This is a genomic window from Massilia sp. HP4 (assembly GCF_005222695.1).
GTDB lineage: Bacteria > Pseudomonadota > Gammaproteobacteria > Burkholderiales > Burkholderiaceae_D > Telluria.
Genome location: NZ_STGG01000013.1, coordinates 1 through 24,843 on the forward strand (window position 1 = coordinate 1; position 24,843 = coordinate 24,843).

The following is a 24,843-nucleotide window of genomic DNA, read 5'->3' on the forward strand; positions in this document are numbered from 1 at the left end:
CAAGGCCTGCTTCGGATTAACGGCGGGGTCAGGTCTGACATTCGGACACGGCCTCTGCAATGATCGCTTTTACGGCTGAGATCGTGTCCGATTGTCAGACCTGACCCCGGTGTTGTGACCCCGGTGTTGTGTGACCCCGGTGTTGTGACCCCGGTGTTGGTGTTTTCGCCGCCAGCGCCGATCAAGACAGCTGCAAGGCCTGCTTCTGCATGAGGATCAGGTCAGCGATGCCCTGCTGCGCCAGGTCCAGCAGGCGGTTCATGCCGGTGCGATCGAAGGCCGCGCCTTCGGCCGTTCCCTGCACTTCGATGAAATGGCCCGCCTCGGTCATCACGACATTCATATCGGTATCGCAATCCGAGTCTTCGGGATAATCCAGATCGAGCACCGGCTCGCCGCGATAGACGCCGACCGACACCGCCGCCACGAAGTGCCGCACCGGCAGCGCCGGGATCAGGCCGGCCGCCACTAGCTTGCCGAAGGCGTCATACGCCGCCACCATCGCGCCGGTAATCGCCGCGGTACGGGTGCCGCCGTCGGCCTGGATCACGTCGCAATCGAGGTGCAGGGTGCGCTCGCCGAAGGCTTCCAGGTCGAAGGCGGCGCGCAGCGAGCGGCCGATCAGGCGCTGGATTTCCTGGGTGCGGCCGCTCTGCTTGCCGCGCGCGGCTTCACGGTCCATGCGCGAGTGGGTCGAGCGCGGCAGCATGCCGTATTCGGCGGTCAGCCAGCCCTGGCCCTTCCCCTTCAGGAAGCCCGGCACCTTTTCTTCGATGCTGGCGGTGCAGATCACCTTGGTGTCGCCGAACTCGATCAGCACCGAGCCTTCGGCGTGCCGCGTATAGCTGCGGGTGATGGAAACGGGACGCAGCTGGTCGACCGCGCGGCCGCTGGGGCGCTGTTCAAATGTCATGGTGCTGTTCTTTCTTGTCTGCTTATTTGATGACCTGGGATGATTTTTCGATCGCGGCGCGGATCTCGGCGATCGCTTTCTCGATTTCGTCGTCGCCGAGGGCGTCGGCCCCGGCCGGCGCGGCGTCGCCCGCGACGATGGTCGAGCTGACCATGTCCTCGCCCAGCATCTGGGTCGAGATCACATTGGGCAGCTCGCCCTGCGCGGTGTCGGCGCCTTGCCAGGCGATCGCCAGCGCGGTGGTGTTGTCGGCCTGGGCGCCGCCGACCGTGGCGGCCATCTGCACCAGCTCGGGCACCGCCTGCACCACGCCGTTCGTCGCCAGGCGGTGCACGATCTCGGTCTCGGGCAGCATCGACCACAGGCCGTCGGAGCACAGCAGCAGCAGGTCGCCCGGCTGCAGGCTGACCTGGTGCGACAGCTCGATCCTGGGTGCGCTCGAGGCGCCGAGGCAGTTATACAGCTTGTTGCGGTCGGGGTGCGTCGCGCGTTCGCGCGGGTCGGCGCGGCCGCGGTCGACCAGGTACTCGAAATGCGAATGGTCGCGAGTGCGCGCCAGCACCTGGTTGCGCCGCATCCAGTACAGGCGCGAGTCGCCGGCGTGGGCCCAGACCGCGCAGTTGTGCTGGATCAGGCAGGCCACCACCGTGGTGCGCGGCATCTCGGGCAGGCCGTGGGTGGCGGCATAGGCCTGGATGTCGTGGTGGGCCTGCAGCAGCGCTTCTTCGAGGAAGCGCTCGGGCCGTTTCACGTAGGGGCGCGCCTGCATGCGGAACATCATCGACACCGTCTGCAGCGCGATGGTGGCGGCGATCTCGCCCTTCATGTGCCCGCCCATGCCATCGGCAAGCAGGAGCAGCAGCGAATCGCGGGTGAAGCAGTAGCCCATGCGGTCCTGGTTGACCTTGCGGCCGCCGATGAGGCTTTGCTGGTAGACGGAAAATTGCATGCTTATCCCTGGCCGCGCCCGAATGCGCCGAGTCGATCGACGAGCCCGCGCCAGCCGCCGCGCGCCGCGGCCTGCGCTGCCTGCCTGGGCGCCTGTGCCTTGCCCGGCTGCGCCGCCGGCCTGGCCTGCAGCGCCTTCTGGATCGCGAACACGCTCTGCGGACGCGCGAGCGGGTCGAGCGCCAGGCAGGATTGCACGAGGTCGATCAGCTCGGGTGAATAGCGGCCCACCAGTTGATCGAGCTGGTCGCGCAATTTGTCGTCGGCGCGGCGCGCCTCGACCGATTGCGGGGTCGCGCAGCTCATGCAGGCCAGCATGGCCGCGCCCAGGCTGTAGATATCGGTCCACGGCCCAAGCGTTGCGCCGCGCGTGGACAGCTCGGGCGCCGCAAAGCCCGGCGTGTACATCGGCGCCAGCATCGGCGCATCGCTGTGGATCGTCTGGCGCGCGGCGCCGAAGTCGAGCAGCAAGGGCGAACCGTCGGTGCGCAGGTAGATATTGGCCGGCTTGAGGTCGAGGTGCAGCAGCTTGTTGGCGTGCACCTCGCGCAGGCCGGCGCAGACGCCCATGAATACCTGGCGCACGAACCGTTCGCCGGGGCGGCTGCCCTTGGCCGCGGCGCGCGCGATGTGCTCTTGCAGCGCGTGGCCGGATTCATAGGCCATCACCATGTACACGGTGTCGTGGGCCCGGAAAAAGTTCAGCACCCGCACCACGTTCGGGTGCACGATGCGCGCCAGCGCCCTGCCCTCTTCGAAGAAACACTTGAGCCCGATACGGAACACGGCCAGGTGCGGCCTGGCCACGACCGGCACCAGTTCGCCCGGCTGGCGCAGCGCGAGCGCACTCGGCAAATACTCCTTGATGGCGACCGCATTGCCCTCGCCGTCATAGGCAAGGTAAACAATACTGAACCCACCGGACGCAATTTTCTTTACAATGCGGTATCCGGCAATGTCCAGCCCATCGGGCAGGGGAGCGTTATTCTGTGCAGCCATCCAAGTGGGTTTCCTTGCTAAACAGGGCGATTGTGTGGATAAATGTCGGCTTTGTAAAGAATAAAAACCGGGGATCCCATTGAGCATTTCAAGCATGACAGGTTATGCGGTCGCCACCAGCGAAGGCGCTGCCGGAACCCTGACGATCGAAATCAAGAGCGTCAACTCGCGTTTTCTCGATCTGCAGTTCCGCATCAATGACGAACTGCGCGCGCTGGAACCCGACCTGCGTTCGGCGATCATGGCCGCGATCACGCGCGGCAAGGTCGAGGTGCGCCTGTCGTTCGGCCGCAAGGTCAGCGGCGGCTCCTCGGCGCTGAACCAGGAACTGCTGGCCGACCTCGCCCGCCTGCAGGGCGAAGTCACCCGCCACTTCGCGCAAGCCACCCCGATGACGGTGGCCGAGCTGCTGCGCTGGCCCGGCGTGATCGAAGAATCGACCATCGGGCAAGAGTCGCTGCAGGCTGACGTCGCCGCCCTCACCGCCACCACCATCGCCGCTTTCGTCGACAGCCGCAAGCGCGAAGGCGCGGCGCTCGAAACGATGCTGCAGTCGCGCATCGAATCGATGGAAGCGATCGTCAAGCGCATCACGCCACTGATCCCGCAAGTGATCTCGCAATTCCAGCACAAGGCCATCGAGCGTATGCAGGATGCATTGGGCCTGGCCGGCCACGGCAATCCATCGACGCTCACGCGCCAGGAAGTGCTGGAGCGGATCCGGCAAGAGGTGACGCTGTACGGCATCCGGATCGACGTCTCCGAAGAACTGTCGCGCCTGTCGGCGCACCTGAACGAGACCCGCCACATCCTGAAAAAAGGCGGCCAGGTCGGCAAGCGCCTCGATTTCATGATGCAGGAGCTCAATCGCGAAGCGAATACGCTCGGCGCCAAGGCCTCGGTCAAGGAGCTGGCCGATGCATCGATGGAGCTCAAGCTGCTCATCGAGCAGATGCGGGAGCAGGTGCAGAACCTGGAGTGATCCGGCAGTAAAAGAATTTTCGGTCGATTCAGGGCCGGTTGAACGCGTTGACGGGAAACCCGTCAACCCTACGTAGGGTTGGCGGCTTCGCCGCCGACGCGTTCAACGTTTACATGAACGAACGCGGCCCGTGCTGCAACAATGAACTACCGCGGCCACGCCGCAACAAACGTACTGACAAAGGAACCACCATGCTCCCACACGCCTTCTCCGGCAGCCTGTTCATCGTCGCCGCCCCGTCCGGCGCCGGCAAGTCGAGCCTGGTCAATGCCCTGCTGGCGCAGGAACCCGGCATCAAGCTGTCGATCTCGACCACCACGCGCCGGCCGCGCCCGGGCGAGCAGGATGGCGAGCACTACCACTTTACGAGTGCCGAGGATTTCGTCACCCGCGCCGAACGCGGCGAATTCCTGGAATGGGCCGAGGTGCATGGCAATTACTACGGCACCAGCCGCCTGACCGTCGAACAAGAAATGAAGAACGGCACCGACATTTTGCTCGAGATCGACTGGCAGGGCGCGCGCCAGGTAAAAAAACTGTTCCCGGATGCGGCCGGCATCTTTATCCTGCCGCCGTCGATCGAGGCACTGGAAGAACGCCTGCACAAGCGTGGCACCGACGAGCCGCACATCATCACGCGCCGCCTGCTGGCCGCGGGCGGCGAGATGGCTCACGCGCCGGAGTTCGAATATGCTATCATCAACGAAGAGTTTAACGTCGCCCTGGCCGAGCTGCAGGCGATTGTCAAAGCGACACGTTGTCGGTTCGCCCAACAAGCCGCCCGCAACGCTACGCTGTTTGCCCAGCTGGGAATCCACGCGCATCAACCTCAATCCTGATCAGCGCGCCATTGTGGCGCGCTTTCACCGTTGTCGTTGTCCGCGCGTCTTACACTGAATTTTTTGCATATCAGGAGCACACACATGGCCCGCATCACCATCGAAGACTGCCTCAAGAACATCCCGAACCGCTTCCAGCTGACCCTGGCCGCTACCTACCGTGCTCGCCAGTTGCTGCAAGGCCACACCCCGAAAGTCGAAGCCAAGGACAAGCCGACCGTCGTCGCCCTGCGCGAAATCGCTGCCGGCAAGGTCGGCCTGGAAATGCTGAAAAAAGTGCCGATGTAATACCCTTCGGGGTTGCTGGATTGGCGTTATCCCGTCTTCTGTTATTCTGTTCCTACTACGGCTTGACGACTTAACGTAATGAACCTGTCTCCAGATTCGACCACTCCACGCAACCCCGTTCCTCGCGAGAGGCGCGCCGACAATCGTCCGCCGGACTATGTCGAAACAGTCGCACCCGGCGTCGCTTCGGTCACACAGCTGATCAGCAAGCTGTCCGAATACCTCACGCCCGCCGAACTGAAAAAAGTCAAGGAAGCCTACCGCTTCTCCGACGAGATGCACCTGGGCCAGGTCCGCAAGTCGGGCGAACCGTATATCTCCCATCCGATTGCCGTTGCCGAGATCTGCGCCGAGTGGAAACTCGATGCGCAAGCCATCATGGCCGCCTTGCTGCACGACGTGATCGAAGACCAGGACGTCAAGAAAGACGAATTGATCGAGCGCTTCGGCGCCCAGGTCGCCAACCTGGTCGACGGCCTGTCCAAGCTCGAAAAGATCGAATTCCAGAGCCAGCTCGAAGCGCAGGCCGAGAATTTTCGCAAGATGCTGCTCGCGATGGCATCCGACGTGCGCGTGATCCTCATCAAGCTGGCCGACCGCCTGCACAATATGCGCACCCTGGGTGTCATGGTGCCGGCCAAGAAGCGCCGCATCGCCGGCGAGACGATGGAAGTCTATGTGCCGATCGCGCATCGCCTCGGCCTCAACAACATCTACCGCGAGCTGCAAGACCTGTCGTTCTCGCACCTGTATCCGGTGCGCTACCAGACCCTCTCCAAGGCGATCAAGGCCGCGCGCGGCAACCGCCGCGAAGTGGTCAAGAAGATCCTCGAGGCGGTCAAGGCCCAGCTCGAGTCGAGCGGCCTGCAGTTCGAGGTCGACGGCCGCGAAAAGACGCTGTACGGCATCTATAAAAAGATGCGCAACAAGCACCTGTCGTTCTCGCAGGTGCTGGACGTGTATGGCTTCCGCGTCGTCGTCGACAGCGTGCCCAACTGTTATGTGGCGCTCGGCACCCTGCACGCCCTGTACAAGCCGATGCCGGGCAAGTTCAAGGACTATATCGCGATCGGCAAGATCAACGGCTACCAGTCGCTGCACACCACCCTGATCGGCCCCTACGGCACCCCGGTCGAATTCCAGATCCGCACGCAAGAGATGCACCGCACCGCCGAGAGCGGCGTGGCGGCGCACTGGCTGTACAAGACGGGCGACTCGAACATCTCCGACCTGCAGCACCGCACCCATGCCTGGCTGCAGTCGCTGCTCGATATCCAGCAGCAGACCGGCGACTCGGCCGAGTTCCTCGAGCACGTGAAAGTCGATCTGTTCCCCGATTCGGTCTATGTGTTCACGCCCAAGTCGAAGATCATCGCCCTGCCGCGCGGCGCCACGGCCCTCGATTTCGCCTACTCGATCCACACCGGCATCGGCGACCACACGGTCGGCGTCAAGATCAACAACGAAGAACAGCCGCTGCGCACCGAGCTGCACAATGGCGACATCGTCGAGATCATCACCGATCCCGAATCGCGCCCGAGCCCGACCTGGCTCACCTTCGTGCGCACCGGCAAGGCGCGCTCGGCGATCCGCCACCACCTGCGCGCGATCGACGTCCATGAATCGGTCGAGCTGGGCCAGGAATTGCTGGCGCACGCACTGGCGGTGCGCAATATCAAGCCAGAGCTGTCAGACGCCGTCATCGAACGCCTGCTGGCCGAGACCTCGGCCAAGTCGATGGAGGAAATGTATGCCGACATCGGCATCGGCAAGCGCATGCCGGCCCTGGTGGCGCGCCATATCTTTGGCCTGATGGAAGGCGATCCCGACCTGCTGCCGTCGCACAAGCCGCTGCCGGCCAGCGATATCGCGCCGGTCACGATCTATGGCAGCGAAGGCGTGGCGGTGCAGCTGGCGCCGTGCTGCCTGCCAATCCCGGGCGACCAGATCACCGGCCAGCTGCGGCGCGACCAGGCGCTGGTGGTGCACACCTGCGACTGCCTGCCGGCCAAGCGCCTGCAGGCCAAGGAACCGGACCGCTGGATCGCGGTGCAATGGGGCGACGACCTCAATCGCCGCTTCGACTGTCGCATCCGCCTGTTGATCAACAACGAAAAAGGCATTCTTGCCCGCGTGGCCGCCGAGATCGGCGAGTCGGACGCCAACATCACCTATGTGGGCATGGACGAGGACGATGAACACAGCATGACGCAACTGCGCTTCACGATCCAGATCACGGATCGGGTGCATCTGGCGCAGTTGATTCGCAATCTGCGCAGGGTTGCGGGCGTGAATCGGGTGGAGCGCGAACGGTCGTAAACGCGTTGCGCGCCGCCCGGTGGATGGGTTACCGCAACGGCGCAAGCTCCAGGATGCTGTCGAACGCCGCGCAGGCGCCCGCGCAGGCATCCGCGATCTCGTCGGGCGACTTCACGTGTTCTATCAAGGCCAGCATGAAGGTGCGCCAGCGCGGCCCGGGGCCGTCGTCAGCCCCGCGCAAATAGCGCAGCGGATGCGGCGCCAGCCGCTCAGCCAATTTCCCGTATAGCACCTTGCCGCCCAGCTGAGAGCCTTCGATCACATAGGCCACGCCCCAGCGGTAGGCGGCGCTGGCATCGTGCGGCCATACATGCGGTATTGAAGGCGTGGCCAGCGGCGGCATGCCCGGTTCATTCAAATCGGCATCGATCGAAGCCAGCCGCTCGAGCTCCGGCAAGACCTTCTGCGGGCCATTGTCGAAACCATCCAGCCATGCCTGCAACGGCGCCAGCCAGTCGCGCACCAGCGTCAAATGCTGGGCGTAATCTTGCAGATCGGGAGCGGCCCCGGACAGCGGCAAGCCGCTGTCGAGCCGTTCGTGGCGTTCGGAAGTGGCGGCGCGCAGCGCGGCCAGGGCGTCCATCCCGGACGCGGTATCGTGAGGTCGGTTCATGCCCCCATCTTAGCAGCGATACAAGATCCTAGTCGGCCACCGGCTCGGGATACGCGACCGAGATGATCTCCAACTCGTCCATGCCGAGCGGCGTCTGCAGCGGCACCACGTCGCCCTCGCGGCACTTGGTGAGCGCCCGCGCCACCGGCGACACCCAGCTGATCTTGCCCTTCAAGGGGTCGAGCTCGTCCACGCCGACGATGGTGACAAGGTGTTCCTCGCCCGCCTTGTTGATATAGCCCACCGTGGCCCCGAAAAAGACCTGGTCGTTGCCATAATGAACAGTCGGGTCGACCACGAAGGCCGAATCCATGCGCTTGGTGAGAAAACGGATGCGGCGGTCGATCTCGCGCAGGCGGCGCTTGCCGTAGATATAGTCGCCGTTCTCGGAACGGTCGCCGTTCGAGGCCGCCCAGTGCACGATGCGCACCACCTCGGGCCGGTCGACGTCGATCAGCTGCAGCAGTTCATCCTTGATGCGCTGGTAGCCGGCCGGGGTGATGTAGTTCTTGGCGCCGGCGGGAATTGCCTGCGCCAGGGCCAATGCGTCTTCATCGTCCTCATTGTCGGACTCTTTAACAAATGCCTTATTCATGACCTCATTGTAACGAGACTTGGCGCTGCCTGCGCCGGGATTCACGTATCATGCGTCAACCTTGATGCGATGCCCAGAGAGACGCCACGAGACCAACAACAATGAGCCTGCCCTCCTCTTTCCCCACCGAGCATCCCCCCACGGCCGGCCTGGTCTACCAGTTCGTCCTGCATCCCGACGGCAGCACCAGCTTCCCCTGCCTGAACGAGGGCTGCAGCTTCCTGCTCGGCCTGGCGCCAGGCGAGCTGCAGGCCGATCCGGCGCTGTTCGAAGGCCTGATCCTGCCCGAAGACCGCCGCGCCTATCAAGAGGCGATGCAGATGTCCGCCGCCGCCCTGGCGGCCTGGAACTGGGAAGGACGGATCCGCATCCCGGCCTGGAACGACGTCAAGTGGATCAACCTGCGCGCCACCCCGCAGGCACGCGCAGACGGCGCGGTGCAGTGGGACGGCATCATGACCAATATCACTGCGAGCAAGCACGAGCACGAAGAATCCCAGCGCTCGCGCGAGCGCCTGGCCGAGCTGACTGCCCACATCGAGCAGGCCAAGGAAGACGAGCGCACCCGCATCGCGCGCGAGATCCATGACGACCTGGGCGGCAACCTCACCGCGATCAAGATGGCGCTGGCCATGCTGTCGGCGCGCCTGCCGGCCGACCAGCCGGCCCTGCTCGACAAGGCGAACTATGTCGACGACCTGGTTGACCGCACGATCGAGGCGGTGCACCGCATCTCGCTCGACCTGCGCCCGACCACGCTCGACCTCGGCATCGTCGCTGCCCTCGAATGGCAGGCGCGCGAATTCGAGAAGCAGATGGGGATCGCCGTCGTCATGCGCTGCCCCGACAAAGACCTCGAACTCGAGCCGGATCACGCCTCGGCGCTGTTTCGCATCTTCCAGGAAGCGCTGACGAATATCGCCAAGCACGCCGGCGCGACCCGGGTCACGGTGTCGCTGCGGCGCCAGCGCAGACTCCTGACCCTGTCGATCTGCGACAACGGGCGCGGGATCCAGGCCACCGACCGGCTCAAGCCGCAATCGTTCGGCTTGCGAGGCATGAGCGAGCGCGCCAGCGCCCTCGGCGGCACGCTGGCCTTGTCGGCAGCGCCCGGAGGTGGCACGATGGTGACCATCAAGACCAGGCTGGCGCCTGCGGCGCAGGCCGCGGTCGAGCAAGAACAACAAGAATCCGAATGACCGACAAAGTTACCATCCGTGTTTTCATCGCCGACGACCATGCCATCGTGCGCGAAGGACTCAAGCAGATCCTGGCCGAGCAGCGCGACATCAATGTCGCCGGCGAGGCCGAGAATGGCCTCGACGCCACCCGCCTGGTGGGCAAGTCGAAGGCCAATGTGATGCTGCTCGATATCTCGCTGCCCGATCGCAACGGCATCGACGTATTAAAGCAGATAAAAAAAGACCGGCCCGAACTGGCGGTCCTGATGCTGTCGATGCACCGCGAAGACCAGTACGCGATCCGCGCACTCAAGGCCGGCGCGTCCGGCTATCTCACCAAGCAGAGCGCGCCGCGCGAGCTGGTCACGGCGATCCGCCAGGTGGCCGGCGGCCAGAAATACGTGAGCGCCGCGCTGGCCCAGACGCTGGCCAGTTCGATCGGCGAAGACCACGAGGCGGCGGTGCACGAAGGCCTGTCCGACCGCGAATACCAGACCCTGACCATGATCGCCTCGGGCATGACGGTAAGCGAGATCGCGCGCGAGCTGTCGCTGTCGGTCAAGACCATCAGCGAATACCGCGCACGGCTGTTAGTCAAAATGAAACTCAAGACCAGCGCCGAGCTGACGACCTACGCCATCCGTAACGGTTTGGTGGACTGAATGTGACATTCTGTTGCTCAGGAACGGCAACCGGCGCGCTCAAGGGCTGTGTTACCGTTTTTTAATTGATATACGGCAAAAAAGCTGATTATCATGTCGCCAATCCCGCGAATACGTCACAGCGCCGCAACCCATGTCCATCTCGCCTCCTCCCGCCGTTCCGGCTGCGGCTTCCGCCATGAATCCCGCTGACATCGCCCGCGAGGCCTTCCGCCGCCTCGCCACCCGCCGCATCGCCCCGACGCCGGATGCCTACCGCGCGATCTATGACGAGATCGCGGGCATCCCTCCGGCGCCGCCGGCTCCGGCGCCCGACCCGGGGGCGGCCGAGGTGCTCGCCGGTTTCGCGCGCCGCATGGCCGAGACGCCGGGCGAGCTGTCCGAATATGGCCGGCGCATGGCGCGCGCGGTGAAGCTCGAGGACTGGACCGGCTATACCCAGGCGCTGGGCCAGATGGCGGAGCGCCACCTGCGCCGCAACACGCCGGTAATGGCCCTGGGCGACGAGGAACCCGATACGGTCCTGCTGCGCGAGATGCTGGCGCGCACCCTGTCCTTCGCCTGCGCCTCGCTGCTGGGCGGCGACAAGGAATTGTCGGCCGAGGCCGAAGCGCTCGGCGCGGCGGTCAAGACAGCGGTCGGCGAAGCCGAGCTGCAAGACATTGCCGCGCGCCTGAAGCAATTGTGCTACCAGATCGAGCTGCGCAAGGACGATGGCGCCGAGCAGCAGGAACTGCTGCTGCGCCTGTTCGGCCTGCTGCTCGACAATATCGAAGGCCTGCTCGACGACGACAACTATATGCGCGGCCAGGTGCTGGTGGTGCAAGATCTGATCAAGGGCCCGCTCGATACGCGCGCGCTCGAAGACGCCACCCGCGGCCTGAAGGACGTGATCATCAAGCAGGGCCACCTCAAGCACGGCATCGACGACGTGCGGGCGACCATGAAGAACATGATGATGACCTTCATCGACCGCCTCGGCTCGGCCGCTGCCGCCACCAGCGACTACCACGCCAGGCTGGGCGGCTTTTCCGAGCGCATTGGCAATGCCACCGACGTCAACGAGATCAACGGCGTGCTCGACGAGGTGCTGCGCGAGATGCGCAATGCCCAGGACGAGGCGCTGGCCTCGCGCGACCGCATGGTCAACGCGCATAAAGAGGTGCAGGAAGCCGAACAGCGCATCCGCGAACTGGAAGCCGAACTCCAGCATATGAGCGAGCTGGTGCGCGAAGACCAGCTGACGGGCAGCCTCAACCGCCGCGGCCTGGACGATGTATTCGAGCGCGAAAGCGCGCGCGCCGACCGGCGCAAGACACCGCTGTGCGTGGCCCTGCTCGACCTCGATAATTTCAAGCGCCTGAACGATACCTATGGCCATATGGCCGGTGACGCCGCACTCAAGCACCTGGTGAAAGTGGTGCGCGACACCTTGCGGGCGGTGGATGTGATCGCCCGCTTCGGCGGCGAGGAATTTTTGATCCTGCTGCCCGAGACCTCGGTCGATGCGGCGGCGGCGGCCATGGTGCGGGTACAAAGGGAATTGACCAGGCATTTCTTCTTGCACGATAACGAGAAGATGTTGATCACATTCTCATGCGGGGTGGCGCTCAGGTTGCCCAACGAAGAACAGGCCTCGCTCATGGCGCGGGCCGACAAGGCGATGTACCAAGCCAAGAATAGCGGCAAGAATCGGGTGGTGATCGCGGATTGAACATCGTGGCGCGGGATTTACACTGCGCTACGTTGTTATCCTGAGATCAGCTGCCCACGCCCATGCCCATCCTGCACCGCACCCGGACCCTCCCCGCGCTCATGCCGCGTTTCGTACAGCGCTTCAGCTGCATCGGACCGGCTTGCGAAGACACTTGCTGCTCAGGCTGGAAGGTCCTGGTCGACAAAAAAACCTATAAGGCCTACCGCAAGGAAGCCGCGCCGGCACTCGACCGGCTGATGGCGAACATGATCCGCCTCGACGACCAGGGATCGGACAGCAACGCCTTCGCTGCGATCGGGACGCTCGGTCCGCAGAAGCAATGCCCTGCCCTGGATGACGGCATATGCTCGGTGCAGGCGAGTCTTGGCGAGTCCTACCTGCCCAACGTCTGCCATATCTACCCGCGCACCAACCGGCGCATGGATGGCCAGATCGAGCAGATGATCACCTTGTCGTGCCCCGAAGCCGCGCGGCTGGCCTTGCTGGCCGAAGACGCCTTCGACTTCGTCGAAGCGCCGATCCAGTTACGCGAGTCCGCCATGGTCGAGGTAGGTACCTGCTACGGCGTCACACCCGCCATGATGGCCGAGGTCCGCATTTTCTGCCTGAACCTGATGCGTACGCGCGAGCTGGCGTTGTGGCAGCGCCTGGCGCTGCTCGGCACGTTCTGCGAAGCCCTGACCCTGACTTGCGCCCAGAACCGGCAAGCCGACATTCCGGTACTGATCGACGATTTCATGCGCGCGGTCGGCAGCGGCGAACTGACTGCCACCCTCGACGTGATCCAGCCGGACCATGACGCCCAGGCGATGGTGTTCGCCACGCTGTGGGCGACCAAGGGATTCGAATCCACCTCGCCGTTCCAGCAAGGGTTGATGAACCAGATCTCCGCCAGGTTCGGTGCGGACGCCAGCGGACAGGTCAGCGCCGAAGCGCTGGTCGGCGCCTACCGTCGCGGCCTCGTCCGGCTGGACCAGGCCACGGCACAAACACCCTGGCTGCTTGAAAATTATGTCATGAACGAGATGTTCTCGCAGCTCGTCCCTTTCGGCGGCCTCACGCCCTACGACAGCTTCCTGCAACTGGTCGCACGCTTTGGCCTGTTGCGTTTGCTGCTGGCGATTCAATGCAATACCGAGGAAGAAGTCCCTCCTGTCATGCTGACGTCCACCGTGCAGCTGCATTGCCGCCGCTTCCAGCATGACCCGAACTACGCACGGCGTGTCAAGCAGTCGCTTTACGAGAGCGGCTGGGCGGAAATGAGCAAACTGTACATGCTGCTCAGGACTTGAGGGCAAGGACCTGCCCCGCAAAAAAATCTTTTTTTGCCCTCAAGTTCTATTTTTTCTTGCCGCCAAGACCGGACGGTTCCCCCTGCGCCGAAGGTTTTTCACCAAAAATTTAAAAATGGTCCCTAAACTTTTTCCACAGGGCACCGTTACCAGCAACAACAGCGGTTTGAACGTCACGGAACAGCGCGACGGACCAAAGTACACAGCAGCAAGGTCGCTGCACCCCGCAAGACCACGTCTCTGGAGTAGACACCATGGCATCCGTAATCAATACCAACGTTCCTTCCCTGAATTCGCAGCGTAACCTGTCGACCTCGCAGTCGCAGCTGAACACCTCGATCCAACGCCTGTCGTCGGGTATGCGCATCAACAGCGCGAAGGACGACGCCGCCGGCCTCGCGATTTCCGATCGCATGAACTCGCAAATCAAGGGCATGACCCAAGCCACCCGCAACGCCAACGATGGCGTGTCGATGGCGCAGACCGCTGAAGGCGCCCTGTCGAGCTCGGGCGACATCCTGCAGCGTATCCGTGAACTGGCAGTGCAGTCGTCGAACTCGTCGAACTCGGCCAGCGACCGCAAAGCCCTGCAGACCGAAGTCACCCAACTGACCTCGGAACTGAACCGTATCGCCAACACCACCGAGTTCAACGGCCAGAAGCTGATGGACGGCTCGATGGGCACCGCGAACTTCCAGGTCGGCGCCAATGCGGGCCAGCTGATCTCGATGACCGGCTCGAACTTCAACACCAACACCTACGGCAACAACCGCCTGGACTCGAGCTCGGTGCAAGCCGCTTCGGCCGCCACCAACGGCGTGGTCGCGGGCACCATCACCGTCAACGGTTCGAACGGTTCGGAAGAGGTGAAAGTCGCCATCAACGCGACCGCCAAGGAAACCGCTGCCGCCATCAATAACGCCAGCGGCGCCACCGGCGTGACGGCAACCGCCAAGACCGAAGCGCTGCTCAAGGCCGATGCCAACAAATCGTTCACCTTCGAAATGAAGTCGAACAATGACACCGATGCCGTCAAGATTTCGTTCTCGACCGGCGGCAACGACGCAAATGGCTACGCCGCGGCGATCAGCGCGTTCAACGCGCAGTCGGCCAAGACTGGTGTGACCGCGTCGTACGATTCGGTTGGCCAGGGTCTCAAGCTGACCAATGCCGATGGCGAAGACATCAACCTGAAGAACGTCTCGACCGTGACCACCGCCGAGGCGACCCTGGGCACCTACGGTACGGATGGCAAGGCACTTGGCACCCCGGTCACCACCGATGGCACCAACGGCGCCACCGCGATCGGTCGTATCGCCATGGACTCCGAACAGAGCTTCTCGGTCACGGACACCAGCGGCTTTGCCCTCGCCAATGCCGGTGGCGGTAACGGTTCGTCGAAGCTGAAATCGGTGGCCGACCTGGACATCAGCACCTTCGATGGCGCCCAGGCTGCCATCAAGACCGCTGACGCCGCACTGGCATCGGTCAACAGCAAGCGTGCCGAATACGGCGCACTGCAATCGCGCTTCGAATCGGCGATCTCGAACCTGTCGTCGTCGACCGAGAACCTGTCGGCATCGCGCAGCCGCATCGTCGACACCGACTTCGCTGCTGAGACCGCAAAGATGACCCGTGGCCAGATCCTGCAACAAGCTGGTACCTCGATGCTGGCCCAGGCCAACTCGCTGCCGAACGGTGTCCTGTCACTGCTGCGTGGCTAATCGCCAAGAGCGGTAACAACACCGCGAAGTAAGCAGTTCCTCGGCCAGAGCAATCTGGCCGGGGAATTTTCATTAGGGAGTGCGACATGCAGATCCAGTCAATTGGTACGCCCGCCATCGCCAAGCCGGAGGAACGTCCGGCCGCTGCAGCGCCGGCGGGCCCGGTCGCCGGGCGCCAGGTGCGTTCCGATGCGCCAGATGCCCCGGATACGCCGGATGCGCTGCCAAGCAAGGATGAAGTATCGGCAGCGGTCAAGAAGCTCAACGAAGCGATGCCGCCCTCGGCGCAGTCGCTGGAATTCGAGATCGACGAGGAGAGCAAGGAAATCGTGGTCAAGATCGTCGACCAGAGCACCAGGGAAGTAGTGCGTCAGATGCCGAGCAAGGAAGCACTGGAAATGGCCAAGGCAATCGACAAGATGCAGGGATTGCTGATCCGGCAAACCGCCTGATCGGCCGATGCCTGGCCAGGAAGCGCCGCATTCGCGAGGATGTGGCGCTTTTTTCATGGTCAAGCCCGGCATCGCGCCATGACTGTTTCGCAAAATCAAAATAAAGCCACATTTACCGCTCTTAAGTACCGTTTGTTTCTGCCGATAATCACTTACATTATCGCTTTCACGGGGAGAAACAAGTGGCACTCGACATCAATGGCCTGGTTTCACAGCTGATGCAGCAAGAGTCTGCGCCGCTGGCCAACTACGACAAGAAAACGCTGGCGCTGCAATCGCGCAGCGCCGCGTACAGCCAGGTCAGCGCCGCGGTCGGTACCTTCCAGAGCGCCCTCACCAAGCTGAACACTCCCGCCACCTTCCAGGGTCTGGGCACCTCCGCCAGCAACAAGGACGTCCTCTCCGGCACCGCCGGCGCCGGCGCCGTCCCGGGCAAATACAAGATCAACGTCACCCAGCTGGCGCAGGCCCAGAGCCTCAAGACCAATGGCTACGCTAGCACGACCTCGACCATCGGCGCCGGTGCGCCGACCACGCTGACTTTCCAGTTCGGCACCGCGACCGGCGGCACCTTCGGCGCCACCGGCAATGCGCTGGGCCTGGCCGCGGCATCGAGCGGCATCGGCAACGGTTCGCTGAGCCTGAACGGCGTCGCGATCGGCACCGGCCCGACCACGCGCAGCGCGCGTGCCCTGGCCGAAGCGATCAATGCGCAATCCGACAAGACCGGCGTGGTCGCCACGGCCGGCGCCACCAGCACGACCGCCGGCATGTTCGACAATTTCGGCCAGGTCAGCGTGAATGCCGGTTCCAGCTACGCCCTGTCGGTGGGCGGCGTGCAGCTGGCCAACCTGACGCCCGGCAGCGCGCCTTTCACCGACGCCAGCCTCGACACGGCGCTGGCAGGCGCCGGCGTGCGCAATGCGCTGGCGGCGGCCAATATCACCGTCAGCGGCAGCGCCGTCGACGGCACCTTGCAGTTCAGCGCCGCCGACGGTTCGACCATCGACGTGACCGAGACCGTGACCGGCACCGTACGCGGCGGTATTGGGCGCGCCGACACCGTGGCCAATACCGGCTCGACCGTGACGGCGACCGCCGGCATCTCGCTGCGCTCGAACGACGGCAACCAGATCGTTGTCGGCGGTACCAACCCGGCCGCTGCCGGCTTTACCGCCGGCAGCGTCGGCACCCATATGGGCGCGGGCTTTTCGCTCAATGGCGCCATCAACAGCAAGACCATCACGCTCGGCGCCGGCGACCAGTCGCTGCAAGGCATCCGCGACGCCATCAACAAGGGTGACATGGGCGTGACCGCCACCATCGTGTCCGATGGCAGTTCCAAGCCCTACCACCTGGTGCTGACCTCGAACAAGACCGGCGAAGCGACGACCATGAAGATCAGCGTCGGCGGCGAAGACGGTGCGGCGGGCGATCCAACCATCGCCGCCATGCTCGGCTACGATCCGGCCGGCGTGCAGAACATGACCCAGACCGCCGGCGCCCAGAGCACCAAGCTGAACATGAACGGCATCGAGATCAAGAGCGACAGCAACTCGGTCTCGGAGGCGATCCAGGGCGTGACGCTCGATGTGACCGCGATCGGCAGCTCGACGCTGACGGTGTCGAAGGACACGGCGGCCATCACCGCCTCGGTCAACGAGTTCGTCAAGGCCTACAATGAGCTCAACAAGACGATCGGCGGACTGACCGCCTACAACACCGAGACCGAGAAGGGCGCGGTATTGCAGGGCGACGCCAGCGTGCGCGCGATCCAGAGCCAGCTGCGCAAGCAGATCAGCGCGGTCATGGAAGGCACTGGCGGCAAGCTGACCTCGCTGAGCCAGATCGGCATCAGCTTCCAGAAAGATGGCAGCCTGCAAGTCAATTCGACCAAGCTCAACAAGGCAATCACGGACAACGCCGCCGACTTCGGGGGCCTGTTCGCCGCAATGGGTTCCACTACCGACAACCTGATCAAGTTCGACCAGTCGAGCGCGGCCACCAAGGCGGGCACCTATGCGATCAATATCACCAGCCTGGCGACCCGCGGCAACCTGGTCAGCAGCGCCGCGCTGGGCGCCACGACCACGATCGCACCCAATACGGTGTGGAGCGTCACCCTGAACCAGACCGACCCGGTCACTGAAAGCAAGACCCAGGAGATCAAGCTCCAGGCCGGCACCTACAACAAGGACGACCTGGCCGCCCTGATCCGCTCGGCGATCAACGGCAACTCCACCTTTGCCGGCGCGGGCGACACGGTCGAGGCCGAGGTGGGCGACGATGGCCGCCTGACGCTGTCGTCGAGCAAGTACGGCGAGCTGTCGAATATCTCGATTTCCGCCATCAGCGGCAGCCCGGTCGACAGCATCTTCGGCGGCGCCACGCCCACCAAGGGCACGGACGTGGAAGGCACCATCGGCGGCGTCGCCGCGACCGGCAACGGCCAGGCGCTGACCGCCGCCGCCGGCTCTCCCGCCGAAGGCATCCAGGTCTCGGTTACCGGCGGCCTGGTCGGCGAACGTGGCAGCGTCACCTTCTCGCAAGGTTTCGCTCACCAGCTGACCAACCTGGCCGCGGGCTTCGTCGGCAAGGACAGCCTGCTGCAGAGCAAGACCGATGGCCTGAACGTCTCGATCAAGTCGATCGCCTCGCAGCGTGAACGCTTCGAGACGCGCCTGGAGAGCATCGAAAAGCGCTACCGGGCACAGTTCGTCGCACTCGACGCCATGATGAGCTCGATGGCGAACACGTCTACCTACCTTACCCAGCAGTTGGCGACTCTCTCCGCCAACTGGGGTTAATTGAGCATTACTGGAGAATCACATGTTTGGAACCCCTAAACGCGGTGTTGGCGCCTACGCCACGGTCGGCCTGGAAACCGGCGTCGCCGCCGCCTCGCCGCACAAGCTGGTCGTGATGCTGTACGACGGCGTGATCGTCGCCCTGCTCAGCGCCATCAACGGCATCAAGTCGTCGAACATCGCCATTAAGGGCGCCTCGATCTCGAAGGCCATCACGATCATCGACAACGGCCTGCGCGCCTCGCTCGACAAGAAGGCCGGCGGCGAGATCGCTGTCAACCTGGACTCGCTGTACGACTACATGAGCCGCCGCCTGCTGGAAGCGAACATCAAGAACGATGCAGCGATCGTCGAAGAAATCCACGGCCTGATGGCCGACCTGCGCGGCGCCTGGGTCCAGATCGGCGAGCAGCAGGAAGCGTCCGAGCCGATGCTGCCGGCGATCCAGAAAGCCCCCACCCTGATGAGCGCGTAAAGAGAATGATGACGATGACGATGAGCGGACAGGAAGTCGTGACGGTGTATGAAACCATGGTCGGCATCACCGAGCGCATGCTCGATGCGGCCACCTCCAACGAGTGGGACCGCCTGGCCGAGCTGGAAAAGGAATGCGCGCGCCATGCAAACCGCCTGAAGGCGAATGAAGGCGGCGCCCCGCTGGCGGGCCCGGAACGCCTGCGCAAGGTCGACGCGATCCGCCGCATGCTCGATTTCGACCGCCAGATCCGCGACCTGACCATGCCATGGATGGCGCACCTGGCCTCCATGATGAAGAGCACCTCGACCGAACGCCGCGTGGTGCGCGCCTACGGCGTCTGATGATGGAGGGGCGGGATGCTGCCGCGTGAACTCGTCGGCAGCGTTACGCCTGTCACCCCGGCGCGGCCGGCCGAACCGGCCGCCGATCCGCGCCAGCAAGCCTTCGCGCGCGAAGTCGCTCCGCTGCTGGGCAAGGCGCTCCACGGCGCGATCCAGGCCCGGCTCACCGACGGCAGCTTCGTCGTCAAGTTCGCCGAGACCCAGGCCCGCATGCAGCTGCCGCCCGGCGCCCAGGTCGGCGCCGACGTGCCGCTGACCCTGGTCGGCCTGCATCCGCGGCCCACCTTCCAGGTCGGTTCGCAAACGACCACCGCTTTCGCCGAAGCCGGCCCCGCGCCGCAGGACGATGCCGACGCCGCGCACGCGCCGCTGTCGTACCGCGAGGGCGCCGCCGTCGGCCGTGCCAGCGCCTTGCTCGCGTCCAGCGGCGCCATGGCCGCGCAAGCCTTCGCCGGCGGCACCGAAGCGAAGAACACCACCCTCAGCCCCACCGCCCAGGCCCTGGCCGGCGTGCTGGCCGCGGCCCAGAAGGCCGAGAGCCAGCTGTCGAGCATCGTCGGCCGCGCGCCGCTGATGGCCGGCCCCGGGGCCGATCCCGCCCTGCTTGCCGCCGGCCTGCAGCAGGCCTTCGGCAAGAGCGGCCTGTTCTACGAATCGCATGTGGCCGAATGGGCGCGCGGCGCCCTGCCCCTGTCCGAACTGGCCAGCGAGCCGCAGCAGCAGGCCGCACGCGATGGCGTGCGCCCGAATCCGCAGGATCCCGCCACCGCCCAGTTCATCAGCATGCAGCTGGCAGCCCAGGAGCAGTCGCACCTGGCCTGGAAGGGCCAGTTGTGGCCGGGCCAGCCGATGGAGTGGGACGTGCAGCGCGAAGCCCATGGCGGCGATGGAGACGGCGAGCAAGCGATCTGGCACTCGCGCCTGCGCCTGCGCTTTCCCCAGTTGGGCGAACTCGAGGCGCAGCTGCGCATGGTGAACGGCGCCCTGCAGGTGCAGTTCGCGGCGGCCGACGACGCTACCGCCGACCTGCTGCGCCGGCACATGCCGGAACTGGCCGGGGCGCTCGATGCGGTGGGCACGCCGCTGGCAGGGTTTGAAGCGCATGCACGCGCAGCCGCGGCCAAGGCGAAGGACCAGGGCGATGACTGATTCGGCCGACAAGCGGCGCCAGAACGCGGTGGCGCTGGCCTACGGCGCCGGCGAACGGGCGCCGACCGTGGTGGCGAAGGGATCGGGGCTGGTCGCCGAGCAGATCATCCGGCGCGCCCAGGACGCCGGCGTGTTCGTGCACGAATCGAAGGAGCTGGTGTCGCTGCTGATGCAGGTCGATCTCGACCGCGAGATTCCACCGGCCCTGTACCGGGCGATTGCGGAACTGTTGGCATGGCTATATCATATAGAGTCGGCTCGACAACATGGCGGGCTGTTGCCTCCCGCGCCCGATCCGACGCCCCACCTCCCATTGGCACCAGCGGCAAGGACAGAAGCAAGCAATGAATGAAGCAGAACTGGAAGACTGGCACGATTACGAAGTCGGATCGCGCCGCGAGGTCGTGGCGCTGCTGCGCCAGATCGGCGAAAAGAACCAGCTGATTCGCATGCTGATCAAGGGCGAGGCCGATGTCTGCGTGACCTCGATCCTGGCGGTCGACGAAGACAGCGGCACCGTGGTGCTCGACCGCTCGGTGGACCGCGCCCAGAACGAGCGCATCGTGGCCGCCGGCCGCGTCAAGTGCGAAACCACGCTCGACAAGATCCGCATCCTGTTCGGCGCCGACGGCTTGGCCACCACCACCTGGCGCGGCGAGCCCGCGCTGCGCGCCGACATCCCGCCCACCCTGATCCGCCTGCAGCGGCGCGAGTACTACCGGATGCCGACCCCGGTCAGCAATCCGGTGCGCGCCCTGATCCCGGTGCCGATCGACGCCGGCGGCGGCATGGGCGTATTCCCGCTGCACGACATCAGCGTCGGCGGCATCGCCCTGCTCGACAACAAGCTCCAGCTGGGCACCGGCGTCGGCCGCGTGATCGAAGGCTGCCGCATCGAGCTGCCCGAGATCGGGCCGATCGCGACCTCGCTCGAGATCCGCAACTCGCTCGACCTCACCCTGCTGAACCACAAGACCAGCCGCCGCCTGGGCTGCCAGTTCGTCGACATCTCGCGCGGCGCCCTGGCCGCCGTGCAGCGCTATATCACCAAGCTGGAACGCGAGCGCAACGCCAAGCTGGCGGGCCTGGCGTAAATCGTCGCGGATCAGGCAGCCGGCTGCGCCACGGCGGTGTAGCGCGGCGCCGGCGCCGCATTGCCGAACATCCCGGCCAGCTCGCGCCGCGCGGCATCGAACGCGGTCCACTTTTCGCTATCGTGCAGGCCCGGAATGGTGACCTGCTCGCCCTGCGCCAGGCCGGCCAGCGCGGCGTCGACCAGGTCTTCCACGCTCATGATGATCCCGGCCGGCAAACGCTCCAAAGGATGCCCCAGCGTGTCCCAGAAGCCGGTGGCGGTCACTCCCGGCAGCACCGCCTGCACGCGCAAGCCCTTGGCGCCGAACTCGTGCTGCAGCGCCTGGGTAAACGCCAGCACATAGGACTTGCTGGCGCCATACACCCCATTCATCATCTCGGTCGCGACCGCGACGATCGACGACACGTTGACGATGGTCCCGGCGCCGCGCGCCGCCATGCCAGGGGCCACCGCATAGGTCAGGCGGGTCGGCGCGGTGACGTTCAGCGCGATCATCCGGTCCATCGCCTCGACGTCGCCCCCCTCCAGCGGCGCGACCGAGCCGATGCCGGCATTGTTCACCAACAGCTCGACGTCGGCGCGCACCCGCAGCAGCGCCTCGACGCGGCGCAGCGCGCCGGCATCGGTCAGGTCGGCCACCAGCACCTCGACCCGGCGGTCGGTGGCGGCGCTCACCAGGTTGGCGACGCGCGCCAGGCGCTCTTCGTCGCGCGCGACGAGGATCAGGTCATATCCCTGGCGCGCCAGGCGGTCGGCATACACCGCGCCCATGCCCGTCGATGCGCCGGTGATCACGGCGGTCCCCTTGCTTGCTGCTTGCGTCATTTGGATGTCCCTTTCAAGTTGTTGGCCGGGACAAGTGTAGCGAGCCGCGATTAAAGATTCAATTCAAATACCTATTTAATCGGGGAGAGGCCGGCATGGCACATCGGCAGGCCATGGAATTGACTTGCCTCCAAAGGGATAGCGGCAAAAAGATCGGCGCCCATGTCACACCCGCGCAGCGTGACTCGTCTTATCTGCAAGAAGGCCGCACAGTGCGTCCTCGCCACCTGAAAGGAACCCATCATGTCCGCACGTCTCAACCTGTTCGCCCAGGCCCCCGCCAACCTCAAGGCCCTGATCAACCTGTCGATGACCAACCGCCAGAGCTCGATCGGCGAGCGCCTGTTCGAGCTGGTCCAGCTGCGCGTCTCGCAACTCAACGGCTGCGGCGTCTGCATCGACATGCACTGGCGCGACCTAGTCAAGCAGGGCGCCGATCCGCGTCACCTGAATTCGCTGGCCGCATGGCGCGAATCGCCGTTCTTCAGCGAGCGCGAACGCGCCGCCCTGGGCTGGGCCGACGCCGTCAATGCGCTGCCGCAGCGCGACGATACCGATGCCGCGTGGCCGGCCCTGCGCGAGCATTTCAGCGAGAACGAGATCGCCGAACTTGGCTATACTATCGCCGCGATTCGCGGTTGGAACCTCCTCAACCTGAGTCTGCGCAACCAGATTCCGGTGCATCCCGCCCCGGGGATGTAGAGGGAATCATGGTTCATTGAACGAGGAACGATGGACACGGCCGCGCGCGCAACCACTTTTTCCCTGTCGCTTCCCGCAGCTTCGCTGCACGGCCACGACACCGCGACCCTGGCGCAGGCCATGGGCCTGCTCGCCATCGTGGGCGACCTGAGCATGGGCCAGCCGATCGACGGCTCGGCGCGTGCGGCGCGCCTGGCCGCGCGGGTGGCCGCCGCCGCCGGCGGCGACGCCGCGGCCTGCGAGCACGCGCGCATGGTGGCGCTGCTGCGCTGGTCGGGCTGCACCGCCAATGCGACCGGCTTTGCCGCCCTGATGGGCGACGACGTGGGCGGCCGCCATGCGCTGGTCAGCCGCACCCTCAACCCGCAGCAGGCGACGCAACTGGCCGACACCACCGTGCTGGCCGAGATCCACTGCGAAGTCTCGGGCGATATCGCCGCCATGATGGGCTTGCCGGCCGCGGTCGAAAGCGGCCTGCGCAACGTATGGGAGCAATTTGACGGCAACGGCAATCCGCATCGCCTGCGCGGCGACGCGGTGCCCGACGTGGTCTTTCATGCCAACCTGGCTGGCGACCTCGAAATCCTGTCGCGCGTGCACGGGGCCGGGCGCGCGCTGGAGATGGTCGCGCAGCTGGGCGACGTCAAGTATCCGGCGCGCCTGGTGGCCCTGGTGGCGCCCCATGCGCGCGCCTGGCTCGACGAGCTGGAATCCGTGGAGGAGCAGGCGCCACAGCCGGATTTTCTTCCGGTTTCGGTGCCGCTCACCCTGGTGGCCGACATGATCGAACTGAAGCTGCCCTGGCTGGCCGGCTATTCGCGCCGCGTCGCCGTGCTGGCGCAAGAGGCCGCGCAGCTGGCCGGCCTGCCCGAGGCGCAGCAGCGCGGCCTGGCGCGCGCCGCCCTGCTGCACGGGATCGGACGCGCCGCCGTGGCCAACACGGTGTGGGAGAGAAACGGCAAACTGAGCGCCGCCGACTGGGAAGCCGTGCGCCTGGTGCCCTACTGGACCGCGCGCGCCGGCAGCCATATCCCGGGGCTCGGGCCGGATGCGCAACTGGCGTCGCACGTCTATGAACGGCTCGATGGCAGCGGTTATTTCAGGAGCCTGGACGCGGGCATGCTCGGTGCGCCGCAGCGCCTGCTGGGGGCGGCCGCCGCCCAGGTAGCCCTGCGCTCGCCCCGCCCCTGGCGCGCGGCCCATGAGCCGGCGGCGGCCACCGCCCTGCTCGAAGCCCAGGTGACGGGCGGGCGCTTCGACCGCGCAGCGGTAGACGCCGTCCTGGCCGCGGCGGCGGGCGTTCGCGCCGCGCCGGGCGGCGCCGTTGGCGCCGGTGCGCCGGTACGCGCCACGCTGTCGGCGCGCGAGGCCGAGGTCTTGCAGCGCATCAGCCTCGGGGAGAGCAACAAGGAGGCCGCGCGCGCGATGCGCATCAGCCCCAGCACCGTGCGCACCCACGTCGAGAGCATCTTTCGCAAGCTCGATTGCTCCACCCGCGCTGCCGCCACCCTCAAGGCCCTCACGCTCGGGCTCATCTAGCGCGACAGATGACTGCGGCCCGATGCGCTCGACGGGGCCGCGGAACATGTAGCCGCGCAGCGGCACGTTGACGATCCAGTCGCCTGCTCCAGGCGCCACCGCGGCCAGCGCCTTGCGCAGGTTCGAGACGTGCACCCGCAGATTCGCTTCCTCGACCACCACGCCCGACCACACCGTGCGCAGCAGTTCTTCCTTGCCCACCACCTCGCCGGCGCGCCGTACCAGGCACACCAGCAGGTCGAAGGCGCGCGAACCGAGCGTCACTTCGCAACCGCCGGATTCGAGCCGCCGGCGCCGCGGAAACAGCGCGCATGGTCCGATGCGCCAACCAATTTTCACGATTCTTCTCCTGCAAGGCGCGCCTGCTGCGCGCCGCACATCA

General features: G+C 65.2%; 24 protein-coding genes and 1 pseudogene. 18 read left to right on the forward strand and 7 right to left on the reverse strand.

The genetic code is table 11. The features are described from left to right. Positions 1–181: 181 nt before the first annotated feature. The 3 genes from rph to E8M83_RS07965 are packed head-to-tail and all read right to left on the reverse strand — an operon-like array spanning position 182 to position 2,860. A complete protein-coding gene (gene rph / locus E8M83_RS07955; protein WP_137172835.1) occupies positions 182–913 on the reverse strand; it encodes a ribonuclease PH in 732 nt (243 codons plus the stop codon). 22 nt (positions 914–935) lie between these two features. Next, entirely contained in the window at positions 936–1,862 is a 927-nt protein-coding gene (locus tag E8M83_RS07960) for a PP2C family serine/threonine-protein phosphatase (RefSeq protein WP_137172836.1), read from the reverse strand. 2 nt (positions 1,863–1,864) lie between these two features. Further along, on the reverse strand, positions 1,865–2,860 hold the full coding sequence (locus E8M83_RS07965) for a serine/threonine-protein kinase (RefSeq protein ID WP_137172837.1): 996 nt from the start codon (positions 2,858–2,860) through the stop codon (positions 1,865–1,867). Between the two features lie 94 nt (positions 2,861–2,954). On the opposite strand from E8M83_RS07965, the gene E8M83_RS07970 reads away from it, so the two are divergent. The 4 genes from E8M83_RS07970 (at position 2,955) to E8M83_RS07985 (ending at position 7,288) form a co-directional block, all read left to right on the forward strand. Beyond that, positions 2,955–3,842 (forward strand): YicC/YloC family endoribonuclease, encoded by an 888-nt coding sequence (locus E8M83_RS07970; RefSeq protein ID WP_137172838.1) that lies wholly within the window; start codon positions 2,955–2,957, stop codon positions 3,840–3,842. A gap of 191 nt (positions 3,843–4,033) precedes the next feature. Beyond that, entirely contained in the window at positions 4,034–4,681 is a 648-nt protein-coding gene (gene gmk, locus E8M83_RS07975; RefSeq protein WP_137172839.1) for a guanylate kinase, read from the forward strand. An 84-nt stretch (positions 4,682–4,765) separates the two neighbouring features. Further along, entirely contained in the window at positions 4,766–4,969 is a 204-nt protein-coding gene (gene rpoZ / locus E8M83_RS07980; protein ID WP_056443456.1) for a DNA-directed RNA polymerase subunit omega, read from the forward strand. A 78-nt stretch (positions 4,970–5,047) separates the two neighbouring features. Next, positions 5,048–7,288, forward strand: coding sequence for a bifunctional (p)ppGpp synthetase/guanosine-3',5'-bis(diphosphate) 3'-pyrophosphohydrolase (locus E8M83_RS07985; protein WP_137172840.1), 2,241 nt, complete (start codon positions 5,048–5,050; stop codon positions 7,286–7,288). Between the two features lie 28 nt (positions 7,289–7,316). On the opposite strand, the gene E8M83_RS25895 is transcribed toward E8M83_RS07985, so the two are convergent. Together E8M83_RS25895 and greB are read right to left on the reverse strand one after the other, a co-directional pair. Beyond that, a complete protein-coding gene (locus E8M83_RS25895) occupies positions 7,317–7,901 on the reverse strand; it encodes a biliverdin-producing heme oxygenase (RefSeq protein ID WP_170976729.1) in 585 nt (194 codons plus the stop codon). 28 nt (positions 7,902–7,929) lie between these two features. Beyond that, positions 7,930–8,496 carry a transcription elongation factor GreB gene (greB, locus tag E8M83_RS07995; protein ID WP_137172841.1) on the reverse strand — a complete coding sequence of 189 codons (567 nt, stop codon included), beginning with the start codon at positions 8,494–8,496 and terminating at the stop codon, positions 7,930–7,932. A 101-nt stretch (positions 8,497–8,597) separates the two neighbouring features. Here greB and E8M83_RS08000 point away from each other — a divergent pair, with 101 nt between their 5' ends. The 12 genes from E8M83_RS08000 (at position 8,598) to E8M83_RS08055 (ending at position 21,393) form a co-directional block, all read left to right on the forward strand. Beyond that, positions 8,598–9,695, forward strand: a complete 1,098-nt coding sequence (locus tag E8M83_RS08000; RefSeq protein WP_137172842.1) for a sensor histidine kinase — start codon at positions 8,598–8,600, stop codon at positions 9,693–9,695. Continuing rightward, positions 9,692–10,339, forward strand: a complete 648-nt coding sequence (locus E8M83_RS08005) for a response regulator transcription factor (RefSeq protein ID WP_137172843.1) — start codon at positions 9,692–9,694, stop codon at positions 10,337–10,339. The genes E8M83_RS08000 and E8M83_RS08005 overlap by 4 nt, the downstream gene beginning before the upstream one ends. Positions 10,340–10,517: 178 nt before the next feature. Further along, positions 10,518–12,053: a GGDEF domain-containing protein gene (locus E8M83_RS08010; RefSeq protein ID WP_229491452.1), complete on the forward strand. Its 1,536-nt coding sequence runs from the start codon at positions 10,518–10,520 to the stop codon at positions 12,051–12,053. A gap of 62 nt (positions 12,054–12,115) precedes the next feature. Beyond that, positions 12,116–13,348, forward strand: coding sequence for a flagellin lysine-N-methylase (gene fliB, locus E8M83_RS08015; protein WP_137172845.1), 1,233 nt, complete (start codon positions 12,116–12,118; stop codon positions 13,346–13,348). Positions 13,349–13,602: 254 nt separating this feature from the next. Beyond that, positions 13,603–15,072, forward strand: coding sequence for a flagellin (locus tag E8M83_RS08020; RefSeq protein ID WP_137172846.1), 1,470 nt, complete (start codon positions 13,603–13,605; stop codon positions 15,070–15,072). 86 nt (positions 15,073–15,158) lie between these two features. Beyond that, positions 15,159–15,524 carry a flagellar protein FlaG gene (locus tag E8M83_RS08025; protein ID WP_137172847.1) on the forward strand — a complete coding sequence of 122 codons (366 nt, stop codon included), beginning with the start codon at positions 15,159–15,161 and terminating at the stop codon, positions 15,522–15,524. Between the two features lie 182 nt (positions 15,525–15,706). Then, the gene (fliD, locus tag E8M83_RS08030) at positions 15,707–18,331 is read left to right on the forward strand and encodes a flagellar filament capping protein FliD (protein WP_229491453.1); all 2,625 of its coding nucleotides are present in this window, start codon (positions 15,707–15,709) and stop codon (positions 18,329–18,331) included. A gap of 22 nt (positions 18,332–18,353) precedes the next feature. After that, positions 18,354–18,806, forward strand: a complete 453-nt coding sequence (gene fliS / locus E8M83_RS08035; protein WP_137172848.1) for a flagellar export chaperone FliS — start codon at positions 18,354–18,356, stop codon at positions 18,804–18,806. A 14-nt stretch (positions 18,807–18,820) separates the two neighbouring features. Beyond that, positions 18,821–19,150 (forward strand): flagellar protein FliT, encoded by a 330-nt coding sequence (locus E8M83_RS08040; RefSeq protein WP_137172971.1) that lies wholly within the window; start codon positions 18,821–18,823, stop codon positions 19,148–19,150. Positions 19,151–19,165: 15 nt separating this feature from the next. Then, positions 19,166–20,299: a flagellar hook-length control protein FliK gene (locus E8M83_RS08045; protein ID WP_137172849.1), complete on the forward strand. Its 1,134-nt coding sequence runs from the start codon at positions 19,166–19,168 to the stop codon at positions 20,297–20,299. After that, entirely contained in the window at positions 20,292–20,651 is a 360-nt protein-coding gene (locus tag E8M83_RS08050) for an EscU/YscU/HrcU family type III secretion system export apparatus switch protein (protein ID WP_137172850.1), read from the forward strand. Before E8M83_RS08045 ends, E8M83_RS08050 begins: the two co-directional genes overlap by 8 nt. After that, positions 20,644–21,393: a flagellar brake protein gene (locus E8M83_RS08055; RefSeq protein ID WP_137172851.1), complete on the forward strand. Its 750-nt coding sequence runs from the start codon at positions 20,644–20,646 to the stop codon at positions 21,391–21,393. Before E8M83_RS08050 ends, E8M83_RS08055 begins: the two co-directional genes overlap by 8 nt. Positions 21,394–21,404: 11 nt before the next feature. Here E8M83_RS08055 and E8M83_RS08060 read toward each other — a convergent pair whose 3' ends face one another. After that, the gene (locus tag E8M83_RS08060; protein WP_137172852.1) at positions 21,405–22,220 is read right to left on the reverse strand and encodes an SDR family oxidoreductase; all 816 of its coding nucleotides are present in this window, start codon (positions 22,218–22,220) and stop codon (positions 21,405–21,407) included. A 243-nt stretch (positions 22,221–22,463) separates the two neighbouring features. Here E8M83_RS08060 and E8M83_RS08065 point away from each other — a divergent pair, with 243 nt between their 5' ends. Both E8M83_RS08065 and E8M83_RS08070 read left to right on the forward strand, forming a co-directional pair. Then, complete coding sequence (locus E8M83_RS08065) at positions 22,464–22,922, forward strand: carboxymuconolactone decarboxylase family protein (protein ID WP_137172853.1); 459 nt, start codon at positions 22,464–22,466, stop codon at positions 22,920–22,922. Positions 22,923–22,952: 30 nt separating this feature from the next. After that, on the forward strand, positions 22,953–24,461 hold the full coding sequence (locus E8M83_RS08070) for an HD domain-containing phosphohydrolase (RefSeq protein ID WP_137172854.1): 1,509 nt from the start codon (positions 22,953–22,955) through the stop codon (positions 24,459–24,461). A 54-nt stretch (positions 24,462–24,515) separates the two neighbouring features. Here the strand turns inward: E8M83_RS08070 and E8M83_RS26520 are convergent. Next, a pseudogene (locus E8M83_RS26520) lies at positions 24,516–24,839 on the reverse strand (transcriptional regulator); the annotation flags it as partial. Positions 24,840–24,843 lie beyond the last annotated feature (4 nt).

What these genes read in the sequence shown, in the direction of transcription:
- E8M83_RS08065 (WP_137172853.1), top strand. Translation starts at nt 22,464, where the DNA reads ATGTCCGCACGTCTCAACCTGTTCGCCCAGGCCCCCGCCAACCTCAAG.
- E8M83_RS08005 (WP_137172843.1), top strand. Translation starts at nt 9,692, where the DNA reads ATGACCGACAAAGTTACCATCCGTGTTTTCATCGCCGACGACCATGCC.
- E8M83_RS08050 (WP_137172850.1), top strand. Translation starts at nt 20,292, where the DNA reads ATGACTGATTCGGCCGACAAGCGGCGCCAGAACGCGGTGGCGCTGGCC.
- E8M83_RS07965 (WP_137172837.1), bottom strand. Translation starts at nt 2,860, where the DNA reads ATGGCTGCACAGAATAACGCTCCCCTGCCCGATGGGCTGGACATTGCC.
- rph (WP_137172835.1), bottom strand. Translation starts at nt 913, where the DNA reads ATGACATTTGAACAGCGCCCCAGCGGCCGCGCGGTCGACCAGCTGCGT.
- E8M83_RS08060 (WP_137172852.1), bottom strand. Translation starts at nt 22,220, where the DNA reads ATGACGCAAGCAGCAAGCAAGGGGACCGCCGTGATCACCGGCGCATCG.
- E8M83_RS08070 (WP_137172854.1), top strand. Translation starts at nt 22,953, where the DNA reads ATGGACACGGCCGCGCGCGCAACCACTTTTTCCCTGTCGCTTCCCGCA.
- E8M83_RS08040 (WP_137172971.1), top strand. Translation starts at nt 18,821, where the DNA reads ATGACGATGAGCGGACAGGAAGTCGTGACGGTGTATGAAACCATGGTC.
- E8M83_RS07970 (WP_137172838.1), top strand. Translation starts at nt 2,955, where the DNA reads ATGACAGGTTATGCGGTCGCCACCAGCGAAGGCGCTGCCGGAACCCTG.
- E8M83_RS08010 (WP_229491452.1), top strand. Translation starts at nt 10,518, where the DNA reads ATGAATCCCGCTGACATCGCCCGCGAGGCCTTCCGCCGCCTCGCCACC.
- fliB (WP_137172845.1), top strand. Translation starts at nt 12,116, where the DNA reads ATGCCCATCCTGCACCGCACCCGGACCCTCCCCGCGCTCATGCCGCGT.
- E8M83_RS25895 (WP_170976729.1), bottom strand. Translation starts at nt 7,901, where the DNA reads ATGAACCGACCTCACGATACCGCGTCCGGGATGGACGCCCTGGCCGCG.
- E8M83_RS08020 (WP_137172846.1), top strand. Translation starts at nt 13,603, where the DNA reads ATGGCATCCGTAATCAATACCAACGTTCCTTCCCTGAATTCGCAGCGT.
- E8M83_RS08045 (WP_137172849.1), top strand. Translation starts at nt 19,166, where the DNA reads ATGCTGCCGCGTGAACTCGTCGGCAGCGTTACGCCTGTCACCCCGGCG.
- greB (WP_137172841.1), bottom strand. Translation starts at nt 8,496, where the DNA reads ATGAATAAGGCATTTGTTAAAGAGTCCGACAATGAGGACGATGAAGAC.
- gmk (WP_137172839.1), top strand. Translation starts at nt 4,034, where the DNA reads ATGCTCCCACACGCCTTCTCCGGCAGCCTGTTCATCGTCGCCGCCCCG.
- rpoZ (WP_056443456.1), top strand. Translation starts at nt 4,766, where the DNA reads ATGGCCCGCATCACCATCGAAGACTGCCTCAAGAACATCCCGAACCGC.
- E8M83_RS08025 (WP_137172847.1), top strand. Translation starts at nt 15,159, where the DNA reads ATGCAGATCCAGTCAATTGGTACGCCCGCCATCGCCAAGCCGGAGGAA.
- fliS (WP_137172848.1), top strand. Translation starts at nt 18,354, where the DNA reads ATGTTTGGAACCCCTAAACGCGGTGTTGGCGCCTACGCCACGGTCGGC.
- E8M83_RS07985 (WP_137172840.1), top strand. Translation starts at nt 5,048, where the DNA reads ATGAACCTGTCTCCAGATTCGACCACTCCACGCAACCCCGTTCCTCGC.
- E8M83_RS08000 (WP_137172842.1), top strand. Translation starts at nt 8,598, where the DNA reads ATGAGCCTGCCCTCCTCTTTCCCCACCGAGCATCCCCCCACGGCCGGC.
- E8M83_RS07960 (WP_137172836.1), bottom strand. Translation starts at nt 1,862, where the DNA reads ATGCAATTTTCCGTCTACCAGCAAAGCCTCATCGGCGGCCGCAAGGTC.
- E8M83_RS08055 (WP_137172851.1), top strand. Translation starts at nt 20,644, where the DNA reads ATGAATGAAGCAGAACTGGAAGACTGGCACGATTACGAAGTCGGATCG.